At 72.3% G+C, this 22,257-nt stretch carries 26 protein-coding genes; 19 read left to right on the forward strand and 7 right to left on the reverse strand.

Translation table 11 applies throughout. The annotated features are described in order from the left end of the window. Positions 1-24: 24 nt before the first annotated feature. The gene (locus IG05_RS0109410) at positions 25-492 is read right to left on the reverse strand and encodes an RDD family protein (RefSeq protein WP_030340977.1); all 468 of its coding nucleotides are present in this window, start codon (positions 490-492) and stop codon (positions 25-27) included. Positions 493-702: 210 nt separating this feature from the next. Here IG05_RS0109410 and glnA point away from each other — a divergent pair, with 210 nt between their 5' ends. Further along, a complete protein-coding gene (glnA, locus tag IG05_RS0109415) occupies positions 703-2,112 on the forward strand; it encodes a type I glutamate--ammonia ligase (RefSeq protein WP_030340978.1) in 1,410 nt (469 codons plus the stop codon). A 148-nt stretch (positions 2,113-2,260) separates the two neighbouring features. Here glnA and IG05_RS50530 read toward each other — a convergent pair whose 3' ends face one another. Next, positions 2,261-2,557: a hypothetical protein gene (locus IG05_RS50530; protein WP_078894008.1), complete on the reverse strand. Its 297-nt coding sequence runs from the start codon at positions 2,555-2,557 to the stop codon at positions 2,261-2,263. A gap of 340 nt (positions 2,558-2,897) precedes the next feature. Between IG05_RS50530 and IG05_RS0109420 the strand changes: the two genes are divergently transcribed. Continuing rightward, a complete protein-coding gene (locus IG05_RS0109420; RefSeq protein ID WP_063760075.1) occupies positions 2,898-3,518 on the forward strand; it encodes a DUF6313 family protein in 621 nt (206 codons plus the stop codon). Between the two features lie 22 nt (positions 3,519-3,540). Then, on the forward strand, positions 3,541-3,813 hold the full coding sequence (locus IG05_RS0109425; RefSeq protein WP_158838836.1) for a hypothetical protein: 273 nt from the start codon (positions 3,541-3,543) through the stop codon (positions 3,811-3,813). Positions 3,814-3,907: 94 nt separating this feature from the next. Here IG05_RS0109425 and IG05_RS0109430 read toward each other — a convergent pair whose 3' ends face one another. After that, entirely contained in the window at positions 3,908-4,498 is a 591-nt protein-coding gene (locus tag IG05_RS0109430) for an isochorismatase family protein (protein WP_030340984.1), read from the reverse strand. Between the two features lie 115 nt (positions 4,499-4,613). Here IG05_RS0109430 and IG05_RS0109435 point away from each other — a divergent pair, with 115 nt between their 5' ends. The 4 genes from IG05_RS0109435 to pspAB all read left to right on the forward strand — a co-directional run bounded on the left by IG05_RS0109435 (position 4,614) and on the right by pspAB (position 7,581). Beyond that, positions 4,614-5,603: a GlxA family transcriptional regulator gene (locus IG05_RS0109435; protein WP_030340986.1), complete on the forward strand. Its 990-nt coding sequence runs from the start codon at positions 4,614-4,616 to the stop codon at positions 5,601-5,603. 99 nt (positions 5,604-5,702) lie between these two features. Then, the gene (locus IG05_RS0109440) at positions 5,703-5,957 is read left to right on the forward strand and encodes a hypothetical protein (RefSeq protein WP_030340987.1); all 255 of its coding nucleotides are present in this window, start codon (positions 5,703-5,705) and stop codon (positions 5,955-5,957) included. A gap of 119 nt (positions 5,958-6,076) precedes the next feature. Further along, entirely contained in the window at positions 6,077-6,994 is a 918-nt protein-coding gene (htpX, locus tag IG05_RS0109445) for a zinc metalloprotease HtpX (protein ID WP_030340988.1), read from the forward strand. 2 nt (positions 6,995-6,996) lie between these two features. Then, a complete protein-coding gene (gene pspAB / locus IG05_RS0109450) occupies positions 6,997-7,581 on the forward strand; it encodes a PspA-associated protein PspAB (protein WP_030340989.1) in 585 nt (194 codons plus the stop codon). 19 nt (positions 7,582-7,600) lie between these two features. Here the strand turns inward: pspAB and IG05_RS0109455 are convergent, their stop codons facing one another. After that, entirely contained in the window at positions 7,601-7,888 is a 288-nt protein-coding gene (locus IG05_RS0109455) for a hypothetical protein (protein WP_030340990.1), read from the reverse strand. A gap of 118 nt (positions 7,889-8,006) precedes the next feature. Here IG05_RS0109455 and IG05_RS0109460 point away from each other — a divergent pair, with 118 nt between their 5' ends. Then, positions 8,007-8,786, forward strand: a complete 780-nt coding sequence (locus tag IG05_RS0109460; protein WP_051789681.1) for an alpha/beta hydrolase — start codon at positions 8,007-8,009, stop codon at positions 8,784-8,786. A gap of 177 nt (positions 8,787-8,963) precedes the next feature. On the opposite strand, the gene IG05_RS0109465 is transcribed toward IG05_RS0109460, so the two are convergent. After that, positions 8,964-9,278 (reverse strand): hypothetical protein, encoded by a 315-nt coding sequence (locus tag IG05_RS0109465; protein ID WP_030340992.1) that lies wholly within the window; start codon positions 9,276-9,278, stop codon positions 8,964-8,966. Positions 9,279-9,496: 218 nt separating this feature from the next. Here IG05_RS0109465 and IG05_RS0109470 point away from each other — a divergent pair, with 218 nt between their 5' ends. Next, entirely contained in the window at positions 9,497-9,865 is a 369-nt protein-coding gene (locus tag IG05_RS0109470) for an ArsC/Spx/MgsR family protein (protein ID WP_030340994.1), read from the forward strand. 119 nt (positions 9,866-9,984) lie between these two features. Further along, on the forward strand, positions 9,985-10,704 hold the full coding sequence (locus tag IG05_RS0109475) for a hypothetical protein (protein ID WP_030340996.1): 720 nt from the start codon (positions 9,985-9,987) through the stop codon (positions 10,702-10,704). Between the two features lie 3 nt (positions 10,705-10,707). On the opposite strand, the gene IG05_RS0109480 is transcribed toward IG05_RS0109475, so the two are convergent. Continuing rightward, positions 10,708-11,562, reverse strand: coding sequence for an alpha/beta fold hydrolase (locus IG05_RS0109480; RefSeq protein ID WP_030340998.1), 855 nt, complete (start codon positions 11,560-11,562; stop codon positions 10,708-10,710). 47 nt (positions 11,563-11,609) lie between these two features. Between IG05_RS0109480 and IG05_RS0109485 the strand changes: the two genes are divergently transcribed. From IG05_RS0109485 to IG05_RS0109515, 7 genes are all read left to right on the forward strand, one after another. Further along, positions 11,610-12,104, forward strand: coding sequence for a MarR family transcriptional regulator (locus IG05_RS0109485; protein WP_051789684.1), 495 nt, complete (start codon positions 11,610-11,612; stop codon positions 12,102-12,104). A 195-nt stretch (positions 12,105-12,299) separates the two neighbouring features. After that, on the forward strand, positions 12,300-13,331 hold the full coding sequence (gene glnII, locus IG05_RS0109490) for a glutamine synthetase (protein WP_030341001.1): 1,032 nt from the start codon (positions 12,300-12,302) through the stop codon (positions 13,329-13,331). Between the two features lie 515 nt (positions 13,332-13,846). Further along, the gene (locus IG05_RS0109495; RefSeq protein WP_030341003.1) at positions 13,847-14,425 is read left to right on the forward strand and encodes a winged helix-turn-helix domain-containing protein; all 579 of its coding nucleotides are present in this window, start codon (positions 13,847-13,849) and stop codon (positions 14,423-14,425) included. A 60-nt stretch (positions 14,426-14,485) separates the two neighbouring features. Further along, the gene (locus IG05_RS0109500) at positions 14,486-15,529 is read left to right on the forward strand and encodes an NAD-dependent epimerase/dehydratase family protein (RefSeq protein WP_199808278.1); all 1,044 of its coding nucleotides are present in this window, start codon (positions 14,486-14,488) and stop codon (positions 15,527-15,529) included. 31 nt (positions 15,530-15,560) lie between these two features. Further along, positions 15,561-16,838: a sensor histidine kinase gene (locus tag IG05_RS0109505; protein WP_030341007.1), complete on the forward strand. Its 1,278-nt coding sequence runs from the start codon at positions 15,561-15,563 to the stop codon at positions 16,836-16,838. Further along, positions 16,823-17,476, forward strand: coding sequence for a LuxR C-terminal-related transcriptional regulator (locus IG05_RS0109510; RefSeq protein WP_030341009.1), 654 nt, complete (start codon positions 16,823-16,825; stop codon positions 17,474-17,476). The genes IG05_RS0109505 and IG05_RS0109510 overlap by 16 nt, the downstream gene beginning before the upstream one ends. A 136-nt stretch (positions 17,477-17,612) precedes the next feature. Continuing rightward, positions 17,613-19,178, forward strand: coding sequence for a DUF1996 domain-containing protein (locus IG05_RS0109515; protein WP_030341011.1), 1,566 nt, complete (start codon positions 17,613-17,615; stop codon positions 19,176-19,178). 80 nt (positions 19,179-19,258) lie between these two features. On the opposite strand, the gene IG05_RS0109520 is transcribed toward IG05_RS0109515, so the two are convergent. Further along, the gene (locus IG05_RS0109520; RefSeq protein ID WP_030341013.1) at positions 19,259-19,657 is read right to left on the reverse strand and encodes a hypothetical protein; all 399 of its coding nucleotides are present in this window, start codon (positions 19,655-19,657) and stop codon (positions 19,259-19,261) included. A 97-nt stretch (positions 19,658-19,754) separates the two neighbouring features. Here IG05_RS0109520 and IG05_RS0109525 point away from each other — a divergent pair, with 97 nt between their 5' ends. Both IG05_RS0109525 and IG05_RS0109530 read left to right on the forward strand, forming a co-directional pair. After that, positions 19,755-20,273, forward strand: coding sequence for a tetratricopeptide repeat protein (locus IG05_RS0109525; RefSeq protein WP_030341016.1), 519 nt, complete (start codon positions 19,755-19,757; stop codon positions 20,271-20,273). Positions 20,274-20,322: 49 nt separating this feature from the next. Continuing rightward, complete coding sequence (locus IG05_RS0109530) at positions 20,323-22,236, forward strand: hypothetical protein (protein WP_030341018.1); 1,914 nt, start codon at positions 20,323-20,325, stop codon at positions 22,234-22,236. Positions 22,237-22,257: the final 21 nt, after the last annotated feature.

The raw sequence follows: 22,257 nt of genomic DNA on the forward strand, positions 1-22,257 counted from the left end.
CGGGATCCGGGATTCAGGCCCCGGTCAGATCCGTACCTCGACCGTCTTCGCCAGCCGGTCGTGCAGGCCGCGGCCGTCGCGGTCCCAGACCAGGGCGGGGATCGCGAGGCAGAGCAGGACCGTGCGCACCAGGGAGCGCCCCGGGCTGACCGTGCCGGTCTCCAGGGCCACGACCCGGATGCCGAAGAGGCGCTTGCCCGGGGTGAAGCCGACCGTGCCGACGGTCAGGGCGCTCAGGACGAAGAAGACGCCGAGTGCCCAGTTGCTCGTGGCCGGGCCGTAGCCGTGGGTGATCAGGCCGTATGCGATCAGGACGCACAGCGCCCAGTCCACGGCGAGGGCGCCGAGCCGCCTGCCGGGCCGTGCGATCGAGTTCGGTCCGTGCTCCGGGAGACCGAGCTGCTCGCCCCGGTAACCGAAGTCGGCGCCCGCCTCTTCCATGGCCGCGCGCGGCCCGGAGAGCCACGATCCGATTGCCTGCCTGTTGTCCACCCGTCCACGGTACTGCGCCCGGTTTCGGGCACTACGCACAGGGGTGGGCCGGCGCTACCGTGGACGAGTGGCTGGTTAACTTCTGCGAAACAAACGGGTCACGCCCGAGAAATCACCCGTCCCTAGGGTCGAGACCAGCGTGTGCCACCGCACTGGCCGCACGAACGATCTACCACCCCGGCGAGGACGGTCGGGAGTAGGAGGAGCTGGATGTTCCAGAACGCCGACGAGGCCAAGAAGTTCATCGCGGACGAGGACGTCAAGTTCGTCGACGTCCGCTTCTGCGACCTGCCGGGCGTCATGCAGCACTTCACGGTGCCCGTTGAGGCGTTCGACCCGGACGAGGAGCTGGCCTTCGACGGGTCGTCGATCCGTGGTTTCCAGGCCATCCACGAGTCCGACATGGCTCTGCGTGCCGACCTGTCCACCGCGCGGGTGGACCCGTTCCGCCGGGACAAGACCCTCAACATCAACTTCTTCATCCACGACCCGATCACGGGCGAGCAGTACTCCCGTGACCCGCGGAACGTGGCCAAGAAGGCGGAGGCGTACCTGGCGTCGACGGGTATCGCCGACACCGCGTACTTCGGCCCCGAGGCCGAGTTCTACGTCTTCGACAGCGTGCGCTTCGCCACCTCGGCGAACGAGTCCTTCTACCACATCGACTCCGAGGCGGGTGCCTGGAACACCGGCGCCCTGGAGAACAACCGTGGGTACAAGGTCCGCTACAAGGGCGGCTACTTCCCGGTCGCCCCGGTCGACCACTTCGCCGACCTGCGCGCCGAGATCTCCCTGGAGCTGGAGCGGTCCGGCCTGAAGGTCGAGCGCCAGCACCACGAGGTGGGCACGGCCGGCCAGGCGGAGATCAACTACAAGTTCAACACCCTGCTCGCCGCCGCCGACGACCTCCAGCTCTTCAAGTACATCGTGAAGAACGTCGCCTGGCGCAACGGCAAGACCGCGACCTTCATGCCGAAGCCGATCTTCGGCGACAACGGCTCGGGCATGCACGTGCACCAGTCGCTGTGGAGCAACGGCGACCCGCTGTTCTACGACGAGGCCGGTTACGCGGGCCTGTCGGACACCGCCCGCTACTACATCGGCGGCATCCTCAAGCACGCCCCGGCCCTGCTTGCCTTCACCAACCCGACGGTGAACTCGTACCACCGTCTGGTGCCGGGCTTCGAGGCGCCGATCAACCTGGTGTACTCGCAGCGCAACCGCTCCGCCGCGATGCGTATCCCGATCACGGGCTCCAACCCGAAGGCCAAGCGCGTCGAGTTCCGCGCGCCCGACTCCTCCGGCAACCCGTACCTGGCCTTCTCGGCCCTGCTGCTCGCGGGCCTGGACGGCGTCAAGAACAAGATCGAGCCGGCCGAGCCGATCGACAAGGACCTGTACGAGCTGGCTCCCGAGGAGCACGCGAACGTCGCCCAGGTCCCGACCTCCCTCGGCGCCGTCCTCGACGCCCTTGAGGCCGACCACGAGTTCCTCCTCCAGGGCGACGTGTTCACGTCCGACCTGATCGAGACGTGGGTCGACTTCAAGCGCACCAACGAGATCGCCCCGCTCCAGCTGCGCCCGCACCCGCACGAGTTCGAGCTGTACTTCGACGTGTGATATCGCCCCAGGTCAGAGCGGGTAACCGCTCCCCTGGGCCGCCTGTGGGCCGTCGGCCGTGTTCTTCCCCCTCGGGAAGGCACGGCCGACGGCCTTTTTCGGGCCCTGCGCCGCGAACGGCTGTCGAGCGCTCTGGCCCCGCCGCCGCTCAGCTCTGCGCACCGGCTCCGCCGGGGCCGGTGTCCGCATCCGGCACGCCGAACGCGGCGTCGCTGGCCCTGCGGGCACGGCCTTGGCTGTTCGGCATGAGGTGCGTGTACGTCCGGAGCGTGAACCCCGGGCCGGAGTAACCGAGGTACTCGGCCAGGGCCTTGATGTTCGCGCCGGGTGCTCTTCTTGCTGTGCGGGTGGGCGTTGGTGCCGCGAGGGTGGGCTGAAGGCGCTTGAGGCGGTCCGCAGCGGGCCGTGCGTGCCCCTTGCGTGCCAGGTCAGCAGCCATCCGCATTGCGCGATCTTCCAAACCCGGATCGTGGCGACCGCCGGCGGGAGGCAGGGCCGAAGGATTGCGTCGACCGGTCCGGGATGCGGTGGCCGACGCAAGATCGTCCACTCCGACCTCCGATGGCAGTGACGGCAACGCGTCTTCGTGGTGGGCGGGTCGTCATGGTGTGGCCGGTGAGGGTCCGGTACCGGCAGCAGCTGAGGTACCTGCAACCACAGACCGCATGAAAGCGTCACTTGCGGTGACCGAGCCCTGTCGCCCCCCTGGAGGGCCTCCGTTGCCATCACCACCTCAGCCGCCTCTGCCGCCATCTTTGCCACCGCTGCGCGGGCAGTCACCAGCGGTGTGGATACGGCGTACGTTCCGCTCACGCAAGGCGCTGTCAGGCGTCACACAGTGGTTCATCGACTGGGGTATACCGATCGCCCTGCTCATCGGGTTCGTCTGGGTGTTCGGTGCCAGCCGATCCGAAAAGGGTTGGAGCGGCATTTACAGGGCGTTCACGCTCATCGACCCGCCCGTGCACGAATCGTCGTGGGGCGCGTCGGTTCTCGGCTGGCTGCTTGTTCCCGCCCTCATCGGTGGAGTGGCCGGTCATGTGATCGCTACCCGGATGCAGCGGGTCAAGGAAATCGCCACCAATCACCTCTTCCAGCAGAGGGGCCTCGCCTGCCGGCTCAAGTTGCCGGGAAGGATCACCTTCCTCGAGTCGCTCCACCTCAAGAGCGCGGTGGACCAGGAGTTCCTGGACCGCTATGTGAGGCGGGCCCACCGGGGAGACTGGAAGAAGGCCCAGGACCACTGGGAGATCCTGGTCCGGGACGTACTCTGCACGGTCGAACTTGCTGAACTGGACCGCACCGAGGCACTGGAATCCGCCGAGAGCTTCGCCCGCGCCGTGATGTGGCTGACCGGCTACCAGGACAAGTGCCTCGTGTGCACCGCGCGCGCCAACCACCCGTGACCCTTCAGGAAGGACCCTTACGATGCAGACACGAAGCGTTGTGGAGATCGCTCGCGCCGCCCTGCGCGAAATCTTTCCCACCGCTCCCGAGGACGGTCTGGATGAGGGGGCACGTCACCTCGCCCGCTGGGGAGTCGAAGGTCACGGAACCCAGCTCGACAACTCGGCCGCCGCGATCATGTACATCGATCTGGCCTTCGCGTCCCAAGAGAGGCAAGTGCCGGACAACGTCGTTCTGGCCGCCGAAGTTCGTGATACCGCACGGACCTGGCGTGCGCCATCACAGCGGGGCTGACCACATCACTTCTTCGACGTGTGACAGACGCCCCGCAGCGCCGACGACGGCCCCGCCGCTCCCCCGGGACGGCGGGGCCCCGGCGTCGTCGGGGTCAGGTCAGGGCGGATGCCGACGGTACGACCACGCCGTAGAGGTCCGTGACGGTGGCGAGGGCGCTGTGGTGGAGCTGGGCCGCGGGTACCTCGGCGAGCGGTGTCCGCAGGGGGCGGGTGGCGCAGGTGTCGGCGACCACGGTGGGGCGGTTGCCGCGCAGGAAGGCGCCCTGGGCGGTGAACAGGACGCACATGTGGGTCATGAAGCCGGCGATCACGACGTCCCGGTGGCCGGCGGCGTCCACGTGTTCGGCGAGGTCGGTGCCGTGGAACGCGTCGGGGGCGGTCTTGACGACGACGGGTTCGCCGTCGAGGGGGGCGACGCGGGGGTGGATGCGGCCGATCTCGGCGCGGATGTCGTACGGGGTGCCCTCGCCGCCGTCGTGGATGACGTGGACGACCCGGGCGCCCGCGGCCCGGGCCCTGGCGAGCAGGCCGGCCGCGGCGTCGAGGGCGGCCCGCCAGCCGTCCAGCTCCAGCACGCCGCGCGTGTAGGTGTTCTGGTAGTCGACCAGGATCAGCGTGGCACCGGCGAGGGAGGCCGGTCTCTGGTCGAGGCCGTTCAGGTCGCGCAGGGTCGTGGTGGGCATGTCGGCCCCTTCTCGGGTGGTGGCGTGGGTACGGCGACCACGCTAGGAGCCGGTCCTGATGGCGGCAATGTCAGGTAACTTGCAGATCCGGACATCGGGAGAGGGGGCGGGGGACATGGGCGGGGTCCGGCGGTTGATCGTGATCATGTTGTTCGACGGCGTCGACCTGCTGGACGTCACCGGTCCCCCGGAGGTGTTCGCGCTGCTGCGGAGGGAGACCGACGGCGCCAGCGGGTACGAGGTGGCGCTGGCCGCCGAGACCCTGGAGCCCGTCACCACCGCCGCCGGCGTGCGGATGCTGCCCGACCTCACCTTCGCGGAGCTGTCCGGGCGCGCCATCGACACGCTGCTGGTGCCGGGCTCGGTCGAGGTCGACGAGGAGCGCCGGGTGCACGCCCTCGCCGATCCCGGCGTCGTCGCCCGGGTGCGGACGCTCGCCGCCCGCAGCCGGCGCGTCGCCTCCGTCTGCGTGGGCGCGCACCTGCTCGCCGCCGCCGGTCTGCTGGACGGCAGGCGGGCCACCACCCACTGGTCGACCGCCGGGCAGCTCGCCGCCGAGCACCCCTCGGTCGAGGTCGACGCCGACCCGATCTTCATCCGGGACGGCGGGGTGTGGACCGGCGCGGGCATCACCGCCTGCCTGGACCTGTCCCTCGCACTGGTCGCGGAGGACTTCGGGGAGGCCGTCGCCCTGCGGATCGCCCGTCAGCTGGTCATGTACCTGAAGCGGCCGGGCGGCCAGAGCCAGTTCAGCGTGCCCGTCGAGCCCGTCTCGACCACCCGGCGCATGGCCGATCTGCGCCACTTCGTCGCCGAGCACCTCACCGGGCCGCTGACCCTCGCCGACCTCGCCCGGCACGCCCACGTCAGCGAGCGCCAGCTGGCCCGCGTCTTCAAGGCGGAACTCGGCATGACCCCGGCCGCCTATCTGGAGGCGGCCCGCGTGGAGGCCGCCCGCAACCGGCTGGAGACCACGGACGACACCCTCGACCGGATCGCGTCCGCGTGCGGTTTCGGTACGACCGACACCCTGATCCGGGCGTTCCGCCGCAAGCTCGACACCACACCCACCGAGTACCGCACCCGTTTCCGCCATTCCGGCTGACCGGGTCCCGCAACCGTGCAACCTTTCGCACTTCTCAAACTTCCTATTGTCGGGGGATCATCCCTCCGGATCGTGTCGGACGAGAGAGGTTGAACGGGGATGCCGGAACAGGACGACTGGGAGCACGAGTTCGATCACAGATGGGCGAACTCGGCCGAGCACAAGGAACCCTCCGCCCGGGCCCGCATGCTCGCCGCCCGCTGGAAGGAGAATCCCCCGGACCCCACCCCCTTCCGGGCCGACCCCGACCCGGCCCCCCGCCGCTCGTCCTGGGTCTCGACCGCCGTGGTCCTCGGCTGCGTGGCGGTGGTCATCGTCCTCCTCGGCTACGCCCAGATGCGCTCGCCGTACTGACGCCCGGCGGTTCGGCGACGGCCCTTTGCCGCCCCTGGGGCCGTTCGCGACCGCTTCATGGGAATCCGCAGGTGCACACTGGACAGCGGGGCGAGTGCCTGACTGCGGGGTGATGCGAGATGCGGAGCCGGTTCCGGAGTGATCGGCGGCTGGCCGTGCGTATGGGCCTGACGATGTTCCTGCTCGGGCTGCTGTACGTGGGGTTCGTCGCCGCGCTGATCGTGCTGCTGAAGTCCTGGGTGCTGGTCGCCGTCCTGATCGGGGCGATGTTCGTGGCGCAGTTCTGGTTCTCGGACCGGATCGCGATGTTCGCCATGCGCGGGCGGGTCGTGGAGCGGGAGGAGTATCCCGGGCTGCACGCCGTCGTGGACCGGCTGTGCGCGCTCGCCGACCTGCCCAAGCCGGTGGTCGCCGTGTCCGCGATGGACATGCCGAACGCGTTCGCGACCGGCCGCAGCGCCGATCACGCGGTGGTCTGTGTGACGACCGGGCTGCTGCGCCGGCTGGAGCCGGCGGAGCTGGAGGGCGTGCTGGCGCACGAGTTGTCCCACGTGCGGCACAAGGACGTCGCCGTGATCACGATCGCCTCGTTCCTGGGGGTGGTCGCGGGTCTGGTCGTACGGTTCGCGTTCTACTCGCAGGTCTTCGGCGGCCGCCGCGACCAGAACACCGCCGCCGTGTTCGCCGCGGTGCTCGGCGTCTCCGCGGCCGTGTACGCGATCAGCTTCCTGCTGATCCGGGCCCTGTCGCGGTACCGGGAGCTGGCGGCCGACCGTGCGGCGGCGCTGCTGACCGGCCGGCCCTCGGCGCTGGCGGCGGCGCTCACCAAGGTCACCGGGGAGATCGCGCGGATCCCGACCAAGGACCTGCGGACGGCGCAGGCGTTCAACGCGTTCTACTTCACTCCGGCGACCGGCCGGGAGCCCGGCATCGAGCGGTTCTTCTCCACGCACCCGAGCCTGGAGCAGCGGCTGGAGCAGCTGGGCCGGATCTCGGCGGAGCTGGGCGAGGCCGCCACCCCGGGGAAGGCGGGCTGACCGTGGGGCTGCTGGACATCCTGCTGGGCCGTTCGAAACCGGCCGCGCCCGATCTGGACCGGCTGTTCGCGCTGCCGTCGGCGGCCGTGACGCTGGAGGCCGCGGCCGGTTTCACGCCGACCGGGGACGGGGCGGTGTGCTTCGCCACGGTCGAGGGGGCGGCCTTCGAGCAGATGCACCGGGAGGTGCAGGCGCTGCTGGACGCGGACACCGAGCGCACCGGGCCGCCGGTGGAGCTGCGCCGGGACGGCTACGGCTACTCCTGGCTGGTGTCCCGGCGTACGCCCGGCCGGCTGCCCGAGCTGGTCAACGACCTGCACGCGGTCAACACCTCGCTGGAGGTCAACGGCTTCGGCCCGCAACTGCTGTGCTCGCTGGCCGGGTTCACCGACGGGACGGGCCGCAGGCTGGCGCTCGTCTACCTCTACAAGCGCGGCACCTTCTATCCGTTCGCCCCGCTGCCCGGTGCCGCCGAGCGGCGGGACACCGCGCTGGAACTCCAGCTGAGGGCGGTGCTCGGGGGCGACCTGCGGATCGAGCCGGACCTGGGCCGCTGGTTCCCGGTGTGGGGCGCCCCCGGCCTCTGACGGCCGGGGGCGCCCCCGCTCACTTCGTGCTCCCGCCCCGCTCCTGCCAGGCCTCGCGGGGCCGTTCACGGCGGTAGCGGCGCTCCCACCGGGCCTGCCGGTCCCGGCGCTCCCGGTACGCCCGGTAGCTGTCGGGCGGGGCGCCGGAGCCCGCGGGCGGTGTCGTGCCGGGCGGTGCCGTGCCGGGCGAGCCGCGTCCGTGTGTCGCGTACAGGTAGAGCAGGACGACGGCGGCGAGCCACCAGAGGTGGTTCCCGATTCCGAGGATCACCAGGACGACGGTCCCGGTCGCGAGCGTTCCACGCATGACGGACCTCCTGGGGTGAGTCGGGGGACGTGCCTGCGTGTGCTCAGCGTAGGCAGGCCGTGACGTTCGGTGCACCCCGTTTTCCGGGGGTGTGGACGGCCGTGAGTGAATGGCCCGCATGGATGAACTCACCGACTTCAGCCACCAGTACGACGGCGAACGGCTCAGCGGGGTGAGCGCCGGACGGCCCGGCCGGACCACGGCGCTCCTGCTGCACGGCGCCGGCAACGGCAGCAAGGAGCGGCTGCTGCCGTTCGTCACCGACTTCGCCGACCGGGGCTGCCGCGCCCTGGCGTTCGACTTCTCCGGCCACGGCGGGAGCACGGGCGCGCTCGCGGAGCTGAGCCTGCGCCGGCGGTTCGAGCAGGCGGTGGCGGTGCTCGACGCGCACGTCCCGGCCGGTGATCCCCTGGTGCTGGTCGGTTTCAGCATGAGCGGCCAGACGGTGGCGGATCTGGTACGGCACTACGGGCGCCGGGTGGCGGCGGTGGGTCTGTGCGCTCCCGCCGTGTACACGCGGGAGGCCTGGGAGCTCCCGTTCGGCACCGGTGCGGGCCGCTTCTCCGCGCTGATCCGCACCCCGGACAGCTGGCGGCGCTCCCCCGCCCTGGAGGCGTACCGCGCTTACGAGGGCCGGGCGGTGCTGGCGGTCCCGGGGACCGACACGGTCATCCCGCCGGCGGTGACGGCGGCCGTACAGGAGGCGCTGTCGGCCGGCAGCCGGTTCACCCGCTTCGAACTCCCCGGGGCGGACCACTTCCTGGGCCGGTGGTTCCGCGACCACGCCGAGGACCGGAAGGCCTTCGTGACGGCACTGCTGGACGGGCCGCCCCGGGTGCCGGGCCCGCTGGTCGGCGGCACCGGCGGCACCGGCGACCCCGGCGGCACCGGGTCGTGAGCCGGGCAGGCCGGCCTGACGGGGGGACGGCGGCACACCGGCACACCGCACTGCAGCACCCGGGCCGTCCCGCGCTTCCGTACGCCGCCGCAGTGGCAGTCGACGGCGTGACGAGGTGACGGCCGGGTGCCGGGTGTCCCGTACCGGCGGTGCGGGGCACCCGGCAGGGCGGGTGGTTCAGCGCGCGTAACGCATCAGCGTCCGCACCATGTGGCACGTGGTGTCCGACGGGGGGCGCATCCCGATCCGCTCGGCCGTGCTGCGGATCGTCTCGTTCCGGGCCTGGTCCGGCAGGTAGACGCCGGAGTCGAGCAGGGCTATGGCGAGGCGCATGGCCTTCAGGCGCCGGTTGTGCGTGACGTACCACTCGCGCGGCCGTCCGGCCGGCAGCGGTCGCTTCGCCACGGGCTCGTAGGGCGAGTCGAACAGCACGGCGCGCTGGGCGGTGGACTGGGTCGGCAACGGCTTGGCCTTCAGGGCGGCAGCGGGCACAGGCATCCTCCTGTCGCGGTCAGGCGGTCCCCGGGGCTCCGGCGACCTCCTCGAACACTGATTCCAGTCTACCGGCGGGCACTGACAATCGGGGGTCTGCGAGAGGGCGAGAATCCGCAGGTGGAGCCGGATATTGACTCACTGTCACGGGTGGGGGCGACGGGACTGCCGAGGTGTCACAAAATCGAACACGACCCCCGCCGAGTACCGTGTCCCGCATGGAGATCTGGATCAACCCGGCCTGTTCCAAGTGCCGGAGCGCGCTCAGCCTGCTCGACGCGGAGCAGGCCGACTACACCGTCCGCCGCTACCTGGAGGACGTGCCCGGCGAGGACGAGATCAGGGCCGTGCTGGAGCGGCTGAACCTGGAGCCCTGGGACATCACCCGCACCCAGGAACCGGTCGCCGGGGAGCTGGGGCTCAAGGAGTGGCCGCGGGACGAGGGCGCGCGGGACCGGTGGATCACCGCGCTCGCCGAGCACCCCCGGCTCATCCAGCGCCCGATCATCACGGCGGACGACGGAACGGCGCTGGTGGCGCGCACCGAGGAGGCCGTACGGGAGGCCCTGGCGCACAACAAGAGCTGAGAACGGCTCAACTCCCTTGTGACGCAGGTTACTCGGACGGTATCCGCGACCGCTGAGCAACCTCGTTCGGTATCTCGTACATAGCGGCGTACGCTCCCCTACCTCTTCAGGAGGCGCGGATGTCGCGCAGGAGAACTCTCGGTACGAAGAAGAAGATCGCGCTGCTCGTCAGCGCCGCGGCGGTGGCGGGCGGCGGGGCCTTCGCGCTGGCGTCCACCTCGAACGCCGCGCAGAGCCCGCAGCAGGCCAAGACGCTGTCCGCCGGGGACTCCACCGTCTGCCAGGGGCTGGCCACGGCCCACGGCAACAACGACAAGTTCATCGCGGACCAGAGGGCGAAACCGGACGCGCAGTCGGCGGCCCGGATCGCCAACCGCGAGGCGGTCATCAAGCAGATCGAGGTCCAGCAGAAGGCGGCCGGCTGCACCGTTGGGGAATCGGCTCAGGGCTCCCAGGCGGCGCAGGGCGGCAACGCCCAGCAGGGCGGCGGTCAGCAGGCGGGTGCCGGTCAGCAGGCGGGGGGCGCCCAGCAGTCCGCGCAGCCCTCGCAGCCGGCCGCCGCGGGAGACAACGGCGCCGGCGCCGCCTCCGGCCAGCAGGTGTGCAAGGGCTCCACGGTGACCCTCTCCGGCGAGGGCGGCGCCCCGGCGGCGTCCAGCAACCAGTTCCCGGCGGGCACCACCCTGAAGGTCACCAACCTGGACAACAACAAGTCCACCACGGTGAAGGTGACCTCCGTCTCCGGCAGTTGCGTGCTGCTCAACAACGCGGCCTTCGAACAGGTCCGGGAACCGGGCAAGTTCCTCATCCGCCGCGCCGTGATCGAGAAGGTGGGGTGAGGCTCAGGCAGCCGTCAGGAAACCGGTGAGGCGGCGGACCAGGGCGGGTGACGCCGACTGCGGCAGCGCATGGTGGGAGACGTCCGGCAGTACGGCCGTCTCCGCGAGCGGCAGCAGCGCACCGGCCCGCGTCGCCACCTCCCAGGGGTCATGGGTCCTGCTGTTCGCGGCCACGAGCAGCAGGACCGGCACCCTCAGGGCGCGCAGCGCGTCCGGCGCCGGGCGCGGGCCGGTCACCGGTTTCGCGGCCGGGAAGCCGGCGGCGGCCTCCTGGAGGGCCAGCCAGTCGGGATCGGGCGCCGCTCCCCCGGTCTCCCATTCCAGGAAGGCGCGGATCCGGCGGGGTGCGGGCCGCAGCAGCATCGGCAGCGCGTGCAGCAGGTACGCCGTCTTGAACCCGGCGAAGCACTGGGTCGGGTCCAGGAGGAACAGACGGCGCACCCGGGCGGGCGCGCGCAGCGCGTGGTGCAGGGCGATCCAGCCGCCGTAGGAATGGCCGCCGACGTCGGCCGAGGTGATGCCGAGGCCGTCCAGGACGGCGTCCACCCAGTCGGCCAGGTCGGCGACCGTACGGGGGTGGCGGTCGCCGGCCGGGCTCAGCCCGGGCGCGCCGGGCAGGTCCACGGCGTACACGCGGCGCGTGCGCGCCAGGCCGGCGGCCTGCGCGTACCAGGAGGCGGAGGTCGCCCCGCCGCCGCCCGGCAGCAGGAGCAGCGGCGGTGCGTCGCGCGGGCCGCAGGCGTTGACGTGGGCCTCGCCGAAGGGCGTGGAGACCGGCAGCGCCGTACGGTCGGCCGGCCACTTCGCCATGACCCTGTCGTACGCGATCCGGTACGCCGCACGGTCGTGTCCGGACATGGCGCCGCCCCCTATCATCTCGCTCAGCAAGATATTCGCCGAGCGAGATGATAGCCGGGAGGCTGCTCGTGTCCACCCCGCCCGCCCCGTCCGGCCCCGCCCCGGGGCCCGAGTTGGAGACCGTCCACCTGCTGCGCGCCGCCGCCGTCGAACTCGGCCTGCACAGCGCCCGGTTCGCGCACCGCAACGGCATGCATCCCACCGACGTACGCGCCCTGATCGCGCTCATGGACGCGCGGCGCGCGGGCGAGGAGACGAGCGCCGGGCGGCTCGGCGGCCTGCTCGGGCTCAATTCCGCGGGTACGACCGCGCTCGTCGACCGGCTGGAGCGGGCCGGGCTGGTGCGCCGGGTGCGCGGGCGCGAGGACCGGCGCAGGGTCGTGGTGGAGGTGGAGGACCGCGCGATGGACCTCGGCTGGGCCTTCTTCGGGCCGCTGATCGAGCGGTCGGTGGAGCTGCTGCGCGGCTACGACGACCACCAGCTCGCGGCGATCCGGGACTTCCTCACCGGCGTACGGGAGGCCGCCGCCGCGGCCCGGTGAGCGGTCCTCGCGCCACCCGGCGGGCCGCACCGGGTGAGCCCGGCCACAACGGGGCCGGGTAACACGGGGTTCACATTCGGGCAATGGACGGGAAACGGCCTGTTGACAGGCTGCCCGGCAGATCGAGCGGCGCCCCGTGCCGCAGCGCCGCGGCACCCGCGAGTGCGCCCGACCACCCCCGGAGGATGTGGCCCCGTGACCTTCAAGGCTGAGTACATCTGGATCGACGGCACCGCGCCGACGGCCAAGCTGCGTTCCAAGACGAAGATCGTCACGGGTGCCTTCGCCGGTCTCGACACGCTGCCGGTCTGGGGCTTCGACGGGTCGTCCACCAACCAGGCCGAGGGCCACTCCTCGGACCGCGTGCTCAAGCCGGTCTTCACCTGCCCGGACCCGATCCGCGGCGGCGACGACATCCTGGTGCTGTGCGAGGTGCTCGACATCGACATGACGCCGCACCGCTCCAACACGCGGGCCGCGCTCGCGGAGGTCGCCGAACGGTTCGCCGCGCAGGAGCCGATCTTCGGCATCGAGCAGGAGTACACCTTCTTCGACGGCTCCCGCCCGCTGGGCTTCCCCGAGAACGGCTTCCCGGCCCCGCAGGGCGGCTACTACTGCGGCGTCGGCGCGGACGAGATCTTCGGCCGCGACGTCGTCGAGGCCCACCTGGACCACTGCCTGAAGGCCGGTCTGGGCATCTCCGGCATCAACGCCGAGGTCATGCCGGGCCAGTGGGAGTTCCAGGTCGGCCCGCTCGCCCCGCTGGAGGTCTCCGACCAGCTGTGGGTGGCCCGCTGGCTGCTGTACCGCACCGCCGAGGACTTCGGCGTCTCCGCGACCCTGGACCCGAAGCCGGTGAAGGGCGACTGGAACGGCGCGGGCGCGCACACCAACTTCTCCACCAAGGCCATGCGCGAGGGTTACGACGCCATCATCACCGCGTGCGAGTCGCTCGGCGAGGGCTCCAAGCCGCTGGACCACGTCAAGAACTACGGCGCCGGCATCGACGAGCGCCTGACGGGCCTGCACGAGACCGCCCCCTGGGACAAGTACTCCTACGGCGTCTCCGACCGCGGCGCCTCGGTCCGCATCCCGTGGCAGGTCGAGAAGGACGGCAAGGGCTACATCGAGGACCGCCGCCCCAACGCCAACGTCGACCCGTACGTGGTGACCCGCCTGCTGGTGGACACCTGCTGCGCCGCACTGGAGAAGGCCGGCCAGGTCTGATCCACCGTCACCGCACCGAGGGGCGCCCGCTGTCACAGCGGGCGCCCCTCGCGCATGTCGCGCCCCCGTGCGCGCCGGTTCCCGGCCGCACCGGCCCGCCGCCGTCCCGAGGAGTGAGACGGCGTTCCGTCCGCGGTCGGCCGCCGTCACGCCCCTGACCAGGGCGTAACACCGGGGGACCAGGGGGGTGCCATGCCGATTTCACACCGCGGAAGCGTCCAAGCAGTGAGAGGAGTCTCCTGCCCGCCGCGCGCCTCTGCTTCAATGGGGCCATGGCCGGCTTCCAGAAGATCACCGCGACGGGTCGCGACGACCTTGAGCCGTTCTGGCCTTCCCGACAGCACCACGACTTCGACCGTGTGTGTCGCCGCGCGATGAACGCGCGGGCCCTCTAAAGCCGTACACCCCCGGCCTTCGGCCAGCGCGGAACGACGTACGTCCTCCGGCGCGCCCGACCACGAATCGCGGCCGCCGATCCTCCCGACGAACTCCTCGCGCGAAAGAGCTGACCTCTCATGGCGACCTCCGGTTCCCTCTCCACCGCCACCCTGGCCGACCCCGCCCCGAACGGCGCCCGGCACCGGCTCCGCGCCGTCGACCGGGACGAGGTGGTCGACGTCGCGGACTTCCTGCCGCCGGGCGCCACCTGGCTGCCCGCTCCGCAGCACACCCTGCCGACCCTGCCCGGCCAGCCGCCGATGGTCGGCTACCTGGTGCTGGTCCCGGCCGACCAGCGGCCCCCGTTCCTGCCGGTCGCGGTCCCGGACCAGCCGGAGCCCACGGCGGGCCCCGACGGCACCGACCCGCTGGTGCGGATCGACACCGTGCAGCGCACCGCCAGCGTCGACGGCCGCGAACTCGACCTTACCTACCTGGAGTTCGAGCTGCTCGCGCACCTGGTGGCGCACCCGCACCGGGTGCACACCCGCGACCAGCTGGTCACCACGGTGTGGGGCTACGGCCATGTCGGCGACGGCCGCACCGTCGACGTGCACATCGCCCGCCTGCGCCGCAAGCTGGGCGCCCAGCACCGGCACGCGATCCAGACGGTGCGCCGCGTCGGCTACAAGTACACGCCGCCGGCCGGCCGCTGACCGTTCTGCCGTCGGCAGAGCCGGGTGCTCCCGCGGCCCCGGACCGGGCACGATCCCGGCATGAGACTTCTGGTGCTGGGCGGTACGGAGTTCGTGGGGCGGGCCGTGGTGGAGGCCGCGCTCGGGCGCGGCTGGGAGGTGACCGTCTTCCACCGGGGACGGCACCGGCCCCCGCCCGGGGTGCGGTCGTTGCACGGCGACCGCACCGCGCCCGACGGTCTCACCGCGCTCACGGCGGACGGTTCCGGCTGGGACGCCGTGGTCGACACCTGGTCGTCCGCCCCGCGTGCCGTGCACGAGGCGGCCCGGCTGCTGCGCGGCCGGGCCGGCCGGTACGCGTACGTCTCCAGCCGGTCGGTCTACGCGTGGCCCTGGCCGCGCGGCGCCGCCGAGGACGCCCCGCTGGTCGAGGGCGCCGCCGACGCCGGAGCGACGGACTACGCGGCGGACAAGCGCGGCGGCGAACTGGCCGCCGTCGGGGCCTTCGGCGCGGCCGGCTCGCTGCTGGTCCGGGCCGGCCTGATCCTCGGCCCGTACGAGAACGTGGGCCGGCTGCCCTGGTGGCTGACCCGGATCGCCCGCGGCGGTCCCGTACTGGCCCCCGGCCCGCGCGAACTGCCGTTGCAGTACGTCGACGCGCGCGACCTCGCCAGGTGGCTGCTCGGCGCGCTGGAGCGCGGTCTGTCCGGGCCGTACGACCTGGTCGGGCCGCCCGGCCACGCCACGATGGGCGAGCTGCTCGGGGCGTGCCTGCGGGTCACCGGCGCGGACGCGGAGCTGTGCTGGACCGACCCGGAGCCGATCCTGGCCGCCGGGATCGAGCCGTGGACCGAGCTGCCGGTGTGGGTGCCGCCGGGCGGCGAGATGTTCGACGCCGTGCACTGCGCGGACGTGTCGCGGGCGCTGGCGACGGGACTGGTGTGCCGGCCGGTGGACGAGACCGTGGCGGACACCTGGCGCTGGCTGACGGGGTCCGGCGGCAGCGCGCCCCGGCGGCCGGACCGCCCCCGTCCGGGCCTGGACCCGGAGGTGGAGGCGAAGGTGCTGGCCCGGGCGGGGGGTGTACCTGGCACCACCCCCCAGGAGGGGCCCTCGGACGACTGACCCGGCCGCCGCCGTCGGCAAGACTGGCCGCATGAACACCGACTCAGACCGAGCCGCCTTCCGTTCCCAGGCCAGGGAGGCGCTGCTGGCCGCCGTACAGGGGCTGGTGCTGGCCGTCGTCGTGCTGCCGTGCGGTGTGGCCTTCCTCGTCCTGACCCTCCTCTCCGTCGCCCTGATACCGATCGGCATCGGCCTCCTCACCACTCCGGCGGTCCTCACCGGGGTACGGGCGCTGGCCGACGCCCGCAGGAGGCTCGCGGCCCAGTGGTGCGGGATCGGCATCCCGGCGGCGTACCGGCCGCTCCCGGAGCGCGCCAACCCCTGGACGCGCACCGTCGCGCTGCTCCGGGACCCGCAGGTACGGCGGGACGTGCTCTGGCTGCCGGTGGACATGACCGCGGGCTTCGTCACCGCGCTGGCACCGGCCGTGCTGGTGTTCTTCCCGCTCCAGGGCTTCCTGGTGGGCGCCGGGCTGTGGCGGGCGTACGTCCGGGAACCGGGCGACGTCTACTGGTACGGCTTCGTGCCGGTCACCGGCCAGGCGACGGCCCTCGGCGCGGCCGCGTTCGGTGCCCTCGTCCTCGCCGTCACCTGGCGCTTCACCCCCCGCCTGCTCACCGCGCACTTCCGGCTCGCCCGGGCCGTGATCGGCGCCTCCCACGCCGAACTCGCCGAGCGGGTCCGGGTGCTGACCGAGACCCGGCGGGACGCGGTCGACACCTCCGCCGCCGAACTGCGCCGCATCGAACGGGACCTGCACGACGGCGCCCAGGCCCGGCTGGTCGCCATGGGCATGGACCTCGGCACCATCGAGATGCTGGTCGAACGGGACCCGGCGCAGGCGAAGCGGCTGCTCGCCCAGGCCCGCCGCAACTCCGCCGACGCCCTGGCGGAGCTGCGCGACCTGGTGCGCGGCATCCACCCGCCGGTGCTCGCCGAACGCGGACTCGGCGACGCCGTACGGGCGCTGGCGCTGCGGCTGCCCCTTCCCACGGAGGTCACCGTGGAGCTGCCCGGCCGTGCGGACGCGCCGGTCGAGTCGGCCGCCTACTTCGCGGTGAGCGAGGTGCTCACCAACGCCGTCAAGCACTCCGGTGCCGACCGGATCCGGGTCGACCTGCACCACACCGACGGCCGGCTGCGGATCATCGTCACCGACGACGGACAGGGCGGCGCGGTGGCCGGGGCCGGTTCGGGGCTCGCCGGGATCGAGCGCCGGCTCGGTACCTTCGACGGAGTCCTGGCCGTCAGCAGTCCCGCCGGCGGTCCCACCATGGTGACCCTGGAGATCCCGTGCGTGTTGTCCTAGCCGAAGACCTCTTCCTGCTGCGTGACGGGCTGGTGCGGATGCTGGAGGCCTACGGCTTCGAGATCGCCGCCGCCGTCGAGTCCGGGCCGGAACTCAGCCGGGCGCTGGCCGAGTCGGCGCCGGACGTGGCGGTGGTGGACGTGCGGCTGCCGCCGACGCACACCGACGAGGGTCTGCAGTGCGCGCTCGCGGCCCGGCGGGCACGGCCCGGGCTGCCGGTGCTGGTCCTCTCCCAGCACGTGGAGCAGCTGTACGCGCGCGAGCTGCTCGCCGACGGCACGGGCGGGGTCGGCTACCTGCTGAAGGACCGGGTGTTCGACGCGGAACAGTTCGTGGACGCCGTACGGCGGGTGGCGGCCGGCGGTACGGCGATGGACCCGCAGGTGATCCAGCAGCTGCTGTCCCGGCGGTCGGCCGGCGACCAGCCGCTGGCCCGGCTGACCCCGCGCGAGCGGGAGGTGCTGGAGCTGATGGCGCAGGGCCGGTCCAACGCGGGGATCGCGGCCCAGCTCGTGGTGACGGAGCGGGCCGTCGCCAAGCACACCTCCAACATCTTCGCCAAGCTGGGCCTTGAGGTGTCCGACGACGACAACCGGCGCGTGCTGGCGGTGCTCGCCCATCTGGACCGTGACCGGTGATCTCGCAACTCCGCTGTTTCCGAGGGGAATTTGTGAGACCGGTGAACACCTTGGGGGCGGCGTCCGTATGGAAGGGCGCCGCTTCACTCCTGTCGGGCGCCTCGATGCTGCCCCGCAAGGAAGTCAGAGGAGTTCCATGGGACGCAACACACGAAAACGCCGTACGCCGCTGGCCACCAAGGCCATTGCCGCATCGGCGGCCCTAGCGCTCGGTGGGGGCGGGCTGATCTGGGCGAACTTCTACGCCTCGGCGCACGAGTCGAACAACCAGTCGTGGGGAGGCAACCAGACCAAGGCCGCGACGGCGCAGGCCGCGACCATCTCCTGCCCGGACGTCGGCCAGAAGCTGACGAACGTGCCGAACGCGGCCCGGCAGGGCGTGGCGACGGAGCTGGCGAACCTCGACAAGCAGATCACCGAGGCCTACAACCGGCTCGCCTCCACCAGGAACGCCCAGCAGCAGGACGCGAGCTTCGTACAGAACGCGATCGTCGGCCCCCTGAAGGAGAAGCGGTCGGCGACGATCGACCGGATCCGCATCGACATCCAGCGGGTCGGCGGTTCCTTCGACAACGCGCTCAAGCAGCTCGCCGCCTGTACGACGCAGACCGCCAACCAGACGAACGCCGGCGGCTCGCAGCAGAACGGCGGGCAGCAGCAGGGCCAGAACGGCGGCCAGCAGCAGAACGGCGGCCAGCAACAGGGCCAGAACGGCCAGCAGCAGAACGGCGGCCAGCAGCAGGGCCAGAACGGCCAGCAGGGCAACATCGGCGGGCAGGCCGGCAACGGCCCGGTCGCGGCGGACTTCGTCGACATCACCAAGGTGGCGCCGAACGTCCAGGGCAAACCGCGCAAGACCGGCAACGCCTCGACCGGCACCTTCACCACGCGCTGCGGCGTGAACGCGAACAAGAACTTCAACACCGACAACGTGATCGTGGCGCCCGGCGTGACCAACGGCGCGCACCACCTGCACGACTACGTCGGCAACCAGAAGATCAACGCGTTCGCCAGCAACAACACGTTCCTGCAGGGCGGCACCAGCTGCCAGAACCGCAGCGACCTGTCGTCGTACTACTGGCCGGTGGTCCGCATCCAGGACGGCACGCAGGACTTCGACCAGAACAAGGACGGCGGCGGCAAGGAAGGCAACGTCGGCCGCATCCTGACGCCGGCCCAGGCCCAGATCAAGTACGTGGGCAGCCCGGCGAGCAAGGTCGTCGCGATGCCGCAGTTCCTGCGCATCATCACCGGTGACGCCAAGACCACCACCAACGGTCTGGCGAACGCCAACGCGCACTGGAGCTGCACCGGCTTCGAGAACAAGGTGCAGCTGACGCAGCAGTACCCGATCTGTCCGCAGGGCAGCAAGGTGGTGCGCACGTTCGCCTTCCAGAGCTGCTGGGACGGGCAGAACACCGACAGCGCCAACCACCGCACCCACGTGGCGTTCGCCGACCCGGCGAGCGGTGTCTGCCCGAACGGGTTCAAGGCGATCCCGCAGCTGACCATGCGGCTCGTCTACAACATCAGCCCGCCGACCATCCAGAACGGACAGGTGAAGAACGCCTACGCCGTGGACGGCTTCCCGGAGCAGCTGCACAAGGCGGCCACGGACCACGACGACTTCATCAGCGTCACGAAGAACGGTCTGGCCAACAAGATCGCCAACTGCCTCAACAGCGGTCAGAACTGCGCGTGATCCGGTAACGGACGCAGGACAGAAGGCCGGTGACGAACCCCCCTCCCGTCACCGGCCTTCGTCATGCCCCGGCATCGCGGTCAGCCGCTGTGCGCGTGGTGGTCGGTGCCCTCCTCCAGGTCGCCGCCGAGCGTGCCGCGCAGCGCCTGGACCACCCCGTCGTCGCCGACGGCGACCCACTTGCGGCCGACCAGGTAGTGACCGCCGTAGTCCTTCGCGTCGTTGATCCACTCACGCTGGCCGCGGTCGGTGGCGAAGGTGGCGAGGATGAACCTGCCGTCGCCGTTGCGGCAGATGGCCTGGCGGATCTCGTCGGCGTCGGTCTGCATGTCCGGCTTGCACTTCACCTCGGCGGCCAGGCGCTCCAGGCTGCCGGTCGCGGTGGGCGGCACCGCATCGCCGTGCCCGCCCGAGCCGGAGCCGCAGCCCGCCAGCGTCACGACGGCCGCGACGCCGAGCAGCAGTCCTGTCAACCTCATCTGTTCCTCCGGTCCTGGTGTGCCAAGCATGCCCCAGCTCCTTCGGATACGGCTCCCGCGCGCGGTGCGCTCAAATCCGGTGACCGGGCGCGTACGGGTGTGCGAAGGTGGCGCGGTGAACGAGAAATGGGAAGACCGTGTGGCCGCCGCCTGGGCCGCGTTCGACGACTATCCGGAGGAGCGCGCGCACGAGTTCCGCGCGCTGATCGACGCACTGGTGGCCGAGCTGCCGGACGACAGTCCGCTGGGCCCCTTCGAGCAGGCCTGCGCCTGGGACTCCACCGGGCACTCCGACAGGGCGGTGCCGCTGTACCGGGAGGCGCTGGCCCGCGGGCTCGACGGCTACCGGGGCCGCCGGGCGAAGATCCAGCTGTCGAGTTCGCTGCGGAACACCGGGCACGCCGAGGAGGGCGTCAAGATCCTCACACCCGAACTGGACGGCCCTTCGGACGAGTTGGACGACGCGGTACGGGCCTGTCTCGCCCTGTGCCTGTCCAGCCTGGGCCGTGACCGCGAGGGCCTGTCCCTCGTGCTCGGCGCGCTCGCCCCCCATCTGCCGCGCTACCAGCGGTCGATGGCCAACTACGCGCGCGCCCTGGTCGAACCCCGGGGGTGAACCACTCGTCCGGCGGTGACCAACCACCGGCTCGCTCGTTCTCCCGGACGTGCAGTCACAGGATGTATCCCAGCGTCCCCCCACCGCCGGCGGCACCGGCCCGGTCGACGTCGAGCAGGCCGAGGCCGCGCTCGTCGAGCACTACCCCCGGCTGGTCCGGCTCGCCTACCTCGTGCTGCCGCCGGGCCTCGGCCGCAGCCGCCGCGTGCTGACCGCACACGCCCTCACCCAGCGCGCGCTGCCCCGGGGCCGCAAGCAGCCGTCCGTGATCCCGGCCCAGACCCCGGGCCGGGCGGGCGACCCCGGGTACGCCTACCTGCGCGAGCGGGTGCTGCGCACGGCCCTGGAGGCGGCCCGCCCGCGCAAGGGCCTGCCCCGGCTCGCCCAGCTGCCGCCGCTGCTGCCCCAGGTGTGGGGCCTCCGGCTGTTCCCGCGCTCGGGCGGCGCCGACGAACTCGCCCTGGACCAGCGGCTGTCCGCCCTGTCCGGACCGGCCCGCGCCGCCTACGTGCTGCGCGGCCTGGAGCAGCTGCCCGACCCGGACGTCCGCGACCTCCTCGAAGCCGCCGGGGTGGCCGACCCGGGCGGTGCGCTGGCCGCGGCGAACAGCGTGCCCGCCCAGCCGGGGCTGCTGTCCTCCCCCGAGTTCGACCCGTGCTCGCTGCAGGCCCGGCCCACCGACCTGATGCGCCGCCGCCAGCACACCAAGGCGGTGCTGGCCGCCGCCGGAGCGCTCGCGGTGTGCGGCGCGCTGATCGCCGTACCGGGCGGCGGCTGGGGCCCCGACGGCGCCGCCGCGCCCGCCTACGCCGAGAACCCGGCCGCCGAGGCCGCCCTCGACCCCGGCCGGCTGACCCGGGTCTCCCCCGCCGTCTGGCGCACCTCGGCCCGCACCGACTTCTCCGTCTGGCCCGCGCGCGGCCCGCTCACCGGGGACAAGGGCCTGCTGCGCCGTGCCCTCGCGGTCTGGGCCCGCCCCGGGGAGACGGTCCGGGTGTCGTCGACCCCCGGCACCCAGACCGGCGGCCCGGCCGGCCCGCCCCAGCTGCTGTACGCGGGCGAGATCGACACCGCCCGGGTGGTGATCCTCTACGACGGCCTGCGCATCGCCCGGTACGCCGAGCCGAAGAGCGGTACGCAGGGCGCGGCCCTGGACTTCGCCCGGGTCGACGGTGCGGCGGGCGGCGCGGCGGGCGCGCTGGTGCTGGGCCGCTCCGACGGCAACGTCCGCTATCTGACCGCTCCCTGGGTGACGAAGGCGGCCGAGCGGGACCTGACGAAGCCGGACGCGGCCGTGACGCCGCTCGCCCTGGCCGACGGGGTCACCGTGCCGCTGGCCAGCCCCGCCCTGCGGCCCGGCGCCTGCACCTCGTGGAACGTGCTCCAGCTGACCGGCGCCTCCGGCACGCAGCTCACCACCGACCTCGGCGAGCTGGTCCCGGCCCACCTCACGGCCGGCCGGCCCGGTGCAGCCGGGGAGGTGTCCGGCCCCGAGGGGCTGCGCACGTGGGCGCCGTTCGCCTGTTCCCTGGCGGCCGAGCGCTCGGCGGGCATCCGGAGCGTCAACGCCTGGGCGTACGCGGCGCAGCCGCTGCCCGACGGCAGCGGCTCCGGTACCTGGGTGTGCACCCGGGCGGAGACCTGGCGGGGCGACGGCACGGCCGCGCTGGCGCTGTTCCGCACGCCGGGCAGGGCGGCCGGGACGGTCGTCGCCAAGGGTACGGACGTGCCGGCCTGCGGGCCGCGTGATCCGCATGTGCTGGCCGGGGTGCTGTGGAAGTCGGCGGCGGGCTCCTGGTACCTGCTGGCGGCGGGGAGCAGGAACACCGCGTCGATCGGGGCCTCGGGCGGGGTCACCGCCTCCGCGCCGGGGCCGTTGCTGGCCGTGAAGGCCGCGCAGGGGGCGCGGGCGGACCTGACGGGGAGGCTGGCGGACGGGCGGGAGATCAGCGGGCTGCACTAGTTGACACTGGCGTCAACAAGC

This window comes from Streptomyces sp. NRRL S-1022, assembly GCF_000720135.1.
GTDB lineage: Bacteria > Actinomycetota > Actinomycetes > Streptomycetales > Streptomycetaceae > Streptomyces.